The organism is uncultured Microbacterium sp., from assembly GCF_963521645.1.
Classification (GTDB): Bacteria; Actinomycetota; Actinomycetes; order Actinomycetales; family Microbacteriaceae; genus Microbacterium.
On sequence record NZ_CAUQVQ010000119.1, the window covers coordinates 1 to 5,686 of the forward strand.

General features: G+C 68.4%; 5 protein-coding genes. 2 read left to right on the forward strand and 3 right to left on the reverse strand.

What is annotated here, in order from left to right; all coding sequences use genetic code 11:
- The 3 genes from RWO82_RS14870 to RWO82_RS14880 all read right to left on the reverse strand — a co-directional run.
- Window positions 1–757: biotin/lipoyl-containing protein (locus RWO82_RS14870; protein ID WP_314428305.1), on the reverse strand; the 757-nt coding region annotated here is incomplete at its 3' end.
- Window positions 758–824: 67 nt separating this feature from the next.
- The gene (lpdA, locus tag RWO82_RS14875; protein ID WP_314428306.1) at window positions 825–2,198 is read right to left on the reverse strand and encodes a dihydrolipoyl dehydrogenase; all 1,374 of its coding nucleotides are present in this window, start codon (window positions 2,196–2,198) and stop codon (window positions 825–827) included.
- A 2-nt stretch (window positions 2,199–2,200) separates the two neighbouring features.
- Entirely contained in the window at window positions 2,201–3,673 is a 1,473-nt protein-coding gene (locus RWO82_RS14880) for a leucyl aminopeptidase (protein ID WP_314428307.1), read from the reverse strand.
- 105 nt (window positions 3,674–3,778) lie between these two features.
- On the opposite strand from RWO82_RS14880, the gene RWO82_RS14885 reads away from it, so the two are divergent.
- Complete coding sequence (locus RWO82_RS14885) at window positions 3,779–4,720, forward strand: PAC2 family protein (protein WP_314428308.1); 942 nt, start codon at window positions 3,779–3,781, stop codon at window positions 4,718–4,720.
- Between the two features lie 146 nt (window positions 4,721–4,866).
- Window positions 4,867–5,686: sigma-70 family RNA polymerase sigma factor (locus RWO82_RS14890; RefSeq protein ID WP_399540917.1), on the forward strand; the 820-nt coding region annotated here is incomplete at its 3' end.

Sequence of the window (5,686 nt, forward strand, 5' to 3'; positions counted from 1 at the left end):
CCTCGGCGACGGGTGCCTCTGCAGCAGGAGCGGCCGGAGCCTCTGCGGGCGACGCGGGAGTCTCGGTAGGAGCGGACGGCGCCTCAGCGGCGGGCGCCTCGGCGGGAGCGGCGGCGGGTGCTGCGCCCGATCCGACGCGGGCCAGCACGGCGCCGACCTCGACGGTCTCGTCTTCCGCAGCGAGTATCTCCTGCAGGACTCCGGCGACGGGCGAGGGGATCTCGGTGTCGACCTTGTCGGTCGAGATCTCCAGAAGCGCCTCGTCGACCTCGACGGTGTCGCCGATCTGCTTGAGCCAGCGGGTGACGGTTCCCTCCGTCACGCTCTCGCCGAGCTCGGGCAGGACGATGTCCTTGGCGTCGCCGGCGGGGGCGGACTGGGGTGCCTCGGCTGCGGGCTCGGCTGCCGGCTCCGCAGCGGCGGGTGCCTCGGCCTGTGCAGGGGCCTCCTGCTCTGCCGGGGCGGTCTCCTGCTCGGCCGGGGCTGCTGCAGGGGCGTCCGCGGCGGGAGCCGCGTCGCTGCCGTCGCCGATACGGGCGAGGAGCGCTCCGACCTCGACGGTCTCGTCCTCGGCGACCAGGATCTCCTCGATCACGCCGCTCACGGGGGAGGGGATCTCGGTGTCGACCTTGTCTGTCGAGATCTCGAGCAGGCCCTCATCCGCCTGAACGGTGTCTCCCACCTGCTTGAGCCAGCGGGTGACCGTACCCTCTGTGACGCTCTCGCCGAGAGGAGGGAGGACGACGGATGTGCTCATGACTGAGTCTCCTTCAAGAAGTTTAATGACGCGTGACTAGCTTAGTGAACTGCGCACCGGTTGGTGTTCAGAGGGTGTGGAGCGGCTTCCCGGCGAGCGCGAGGAAGGCCTCTCCGAGGGCCTCGCTCTGCGTGGGATGCGCGTGGATCAAGGGCGCGATGTCCTCGGGGTGGGCCTCCCACGCGACGGCCAGCTGACCCTCGGTGATGAGTTCGCCCACGCGGTCGCCCAGCAGGTGGACGCCCACGACGGGACCGTCTGCGAGACGCACGACCTTGACGAGACCGCTCGTGCCGATGATCTCGCTCTTGCCGTTGCCCGCCAGGTTGTACTCGTAGGAGACGACCGCGTCGGCGCCATGCTCGGCGACCGCCGCCTGCTCGGTCACTCCGACCGAGGCGACCTCGGGGCTGGAATACGTGACCTTGGGGATCTGCACATCGGGGATGTGAGCCGGCGAGAGACCGGCGATCCGCTCAGCCACGGCGATTCCCTGCTGGAATCCGCGGTGAGCCAGCTGCAGACCCGGAGTGATGTCACCGACTGCCCACACGCCGGGAGCGCTCGTGCGCAGGTCCTGGTCCACGGTGACGAAGCCGCGGTCCAGCGCGACGCCCGCCTCCTCGTAACCGAGGTCGGCCGTCACCGGTCCGCGCCCGACGGCGACGAGGAGGTAGTCCGCAGTGAACTCCGTGCCGTCTTCGAGTGTGACGGTGACAGAGCTGTCGTCCTGTGTCGCGGTCTGGAATCGGACTCCGAGCGAGTACTGGATGCCGCGACGGCGGAAGGCACGTTCCAGTCCCTTGCTCATCGCGATGTCCTCGTTGGGAACCAGATGCGGGAGGGCCTCGACGATGGTGACCTCGGCGCCGAAGGAACGCCAGACGCTCGCGAACTCGACGCCGATGACGCCGCCGCCGAGGATGATCACGCGATCCGGGATCACATCGAGCGAGAGCGCGTGTTCGCTCGTCAGGATGCGTCCGCCGATCTCGAGCCCGGGCAGCGTGCGGCTGTACGAGCCGGTGGCCAGGACCACGTCCTTGCCGATGTAGACGTCGTCCCCGACACTGACCGAGCGATCGGTGTTCAGGCGGCCGGCGCCGGCGACCGTGGTGATCCCGCGTGCCTTGACGAGGCCCTCGAGCCCCTTGAACTTCTTGGCGACGATGCCTTCGCGATAGGCGCGGACGCCGGCGGGATCGATGTGATCGAGGGTGGCCGAGATGCCGACGTGCGAGGCATCCCGCACGTGTTCCGCGACCTCGGCCGCATGCAGGAGCGCCTTGGTCGGGATGCAGCCGCGGTGCAGGCAGGTGCCTCCGACCTTGTCCTTCTCGATGAGGGCGACGGACTTGCCGAGCTCTCGTGCACGCAGCGCGGCCGCGTAGCCGCCGCTCCCGCCTCCCAGGACGACGATGTCGAAGGTGTGCGTGGTCATGGTCATGCCTCCTGATGGGATGCGGCGGCGAACGCGATGATCGATCGGACCATCGCGCCTGTGGGGCCCTTGTCGGTGAAGCCGTACGGCGCACCGTTGTGCTCGCCGGATCCGGCGATGTCGAGATGCACCCAGGGGATGCGAGGGGCGTCGTCCTCGTCGGAGACGCGTCCGACGAAGCGTCGCAGGAAGAGCCCTGCGTACGATGCTCCGCCCATGCGATCGCTCATGTTCGCGTTCTGAAGGTCGGCGATGGGGGAGTCGAGCGAGTCCTCCATGTGGTCGGGGAGCGGCATGTGCCATGCGAGCTCGTCCGCGACATCCGCTGCGGCGAGGAACTCCGCCACCGCGCGGTCGTCGCCGAACACACCCGTGTGGCGGTGGCCGAGAGCCATGACGATCGCTCCGGTGAGCGTTGCGACATCGATGATCACGTCGGGGTTCTCACGGCTGGCCGCGACCAGGCCGTCCGCCATGACCAGCCTGCCTTCGGCGTCGGTGTTCGGGACCTCGACCGTGGTGCCGTCGAGCATCCTGATCACATCGCCCGGGCGCAGTGCGCGGCCCGACGGCATGTTGTCGGTGATGCACAGCCACGCGGTGACGCGCACGGGCAGGCCGAGGACGGCGATGGCCCGCAGGGCGGCGACGCTGGTCGCGGCACCGGCCATGTCGAACTTCATGCCCACCATCGACGCCGCCGGCTTGAGCGAGAGACCGCCCGTGTCGAACGTGATGCCTTTGCCCACGAGCGCGATGTGACGCGTGGCGTTCTCGGGCGCGTAGTCGAGACGCACGAGTCTCGGCGGCCGGTCGGAGCCCTGAGCCACTCCGAGGATTCCTCCGAATCCCTGCTCCGCCAGCGCCTTCTCGTCGAGGATCTCGACCGTGACGTCGAGCCCGTCGACGCTGTCGGCGGCGCTCTGCGCCAGCGTGGCCGGGCTCTGCCACTCCGCCGGCACGAAGACGAGGTCCTTGACCAGTGCGACGGCGTCGCCGACGGCGACAGCCGTCGCGTGCGCGGTCTCGTCGAGCTCGGCGTGGAGGATCACCGAGGTGGCGCGGCTCTTGCCGGGGTCCCGGCGGTATCCGTCGAACCGGTAGCCGCCGAGCACGGCGCCTTCGGCGGCCGCATCAGCGAACTGCTCGAGACCGGGGGCGAGGCCCACCGACACCGTGGCGAACCCGGTCAGGCTGCGCAGGGCCGTGCCGACCGCGTTGCGCACGGCGCGGGCGTCCGGTGCGCGTCCGACACCGACCACCGCGAACGCGAGGTCCGTGACCTCGGGCGCATGGACGCGCGTGAAGCCCGAGGCCGAACCCGTGAAGCCGACACCGTTCAACGACGCCGCGAGCCCGGGATAGCCGGACAGCGACTCTGCGGAGTCCGAGATGTCGGGGATGACGAGCACTGCGGCGTCTGCAGCGCTTCCGGGGAACTGATCTGAGGTGCGCGAGAGCGCGGGAAGCGTCATGCCTCCATCCTACGGATCGACGCCGGTCGGGTCGCAGGACGGCGTGTTCGCTCTCAGCATGACGCCCGCCGCCCTCCCATCGGACGGTGCTCGTAGCATGGAGATATGCCCTTCTCCGGTGAGATCCTCGAACGTGTCGCGAATGCGCCGGCGGTGCCGCGTGGGTTGCCGCTCGTGCTGCTCCTGACCGGCTTCACCGACGCGGGCAACGCCGTGTCGGGACTCGTTGAGCATCTGCGCGAGACCACGTCGCCCGAGCCCATCGCGATCTTCGACAACGACGTGCTGCTGGACTACCGCGCGCGTCGCCCGGTGATCTCCTTCGATCAGGACCACCTCACCGAGTTCCGCCCGAGCAGGCTCGAGCTGTCGCTCGCGACCGATGCTCTCGGGCAGAAGTTCCTGCTGCTGGCCGGATACGAACCCGACTTCGCGTGGAACGAGTTCGCACGCACCGTGATCGACCTCGCCGACGAGTTCGAGGTGTTGGGGCTCAACTGGGTGCACTCGATCGCGATGCCCGTGCCGCACACCCGGCCGATCGGAACCACCGTGAGCGGAAACCGTCGCGAACTCACCGTCGCGCACTCGGTGTGGCGTCCTCGCACGCAGGTGCCCGCGACCGCGGGTCATCTGCTCGAGTTCCGCTTCGCAGAACGTGGAGACCGCGTGGTCGGATTCGTTCTGCTCGTGCCGCACTACCTCGCCGAGACCGAGAACCCCGACGCGGTGATCGCCGCCGCCGAGCTTCTCATGGCGGCCACGGGGCTCGTGCTCATGCTCGACGAGGTGCGCGAGAGCCGGGAGGCCTACATCGCGCGCGTGGACGAGCAGGTGATCGGCAACGACGAACTGCAGCAGATGGTCCACGGGCTCGAGCGACGCTATGACGCATACATGGCGGGACGCGACCCGGAGGACGGCTCGTACGACGAAGGAGGGTTCAGCGAACGCGACCTCCCGAGCGCGGATGAGCTCGCAGCCGAGCTCGAGCGGTATCTCGCATCGCGCCCGAGCGGCGACGAGGACAAACCCGGCCGCGGCTGAGAATCGGCCCTCCTCGGGGCGTCCCGGAGTCGAACTCGGCGGTAATGCGCCCGCATCCGCTCACGTGTGCGATACTAGGAGTCTGACCCGTTGTCAATCGATCTTTCCGGAGATCCGACTTGACAAGGGTCTTACTAGTGTCCGAAATGTCCCGGGGTCGCCAGCGGCCCCGTGAAAGGCGAAACGTGACTCCTGCCACGACAAAGAACACCCGGACGAAGAAGACCGCTGAAGCTCCGGAGGGCGAGGCGAAGGTCGAGGAGGTGGCTGAGAAGCCGGCCCCCAAGACCGCCGCGCAGCGTGCCGCTGCGAAGCGCGCGCCCGCGAAGAAGAAGAAGTCTGACGACATCGTCGAAGATGACGAGACTCCCGTCGCGGAGGCGGCCGAGGACGAGGACGAGGACTCCAAGCCCAAGTTCACCGAGCCCCTGCCCACCGGTGCCATCGTCATCTCGTCGAACGACGACGAAGACGTCCCGGTCTACTCCACCCAGATCACCGGCGCCACGGCCGACCCGGTCAAGGACTACCTGAAGCAGATCGGAAAGGTCGCACTGCTGAACGCGGCCGAAGAGGTCGAGCTCGCGATGCGCATCGAGGCCGGTCTGTTCGCCGAGGAGAAGCTCTCCGCCATGACGGCGGCCGAGAAGACGAGCCAGCTCGGACTGGACCTGCAGTGGGTCGCCCGCGACGGCCAGCGCGCGAAGAGCCACCTGCTCGGCGCCAACCTGCGTCTCGTCGTGTCGCTCGCGAAGCGCTACACCGGGCGAGGCATGCAGTTCCTCGACCTGATCCAGGAGGGAAACCTCGGTCTCATCCGTGCGGTCGAGAAGTTCGACTACACCAAGGGCTTCAAGTTCTCGACGTACGCGACCTGGTGGATCCGTCAGGCGATCACTCGCGCGATGGCCGACCAGGCCCGCACCATCCGCATCCCGGTGCACATGGTCGAGGTCATCAACAAGC

What these genes read in the sequence shown, in the direction of transcription:
- RWO82_RS14885 (WP_314428308.1), top strand. Translation starts at nt 3,779, where the DNA reads ATGCCCTTCTCCGGTGAGATCCTCGAACGTGTCGCGAATGCGCCGGCG.
- lpdA (WP_314428306.1), bottom strand. Translation starts at nt 2,198, where the DNA reads ATGACCACGCACACCTTCGACATCGTCGTCCTGGGAGGCGGGAGCGGC.
- RWO82_RS14880 (WP_314428307.1), bottom strand. Translation starts at nt 3,673, where the DNA reads ATGACGCTTCCCGCGCTCTCGCGCACCTCAGATCAGTTCCCCGGAAGC.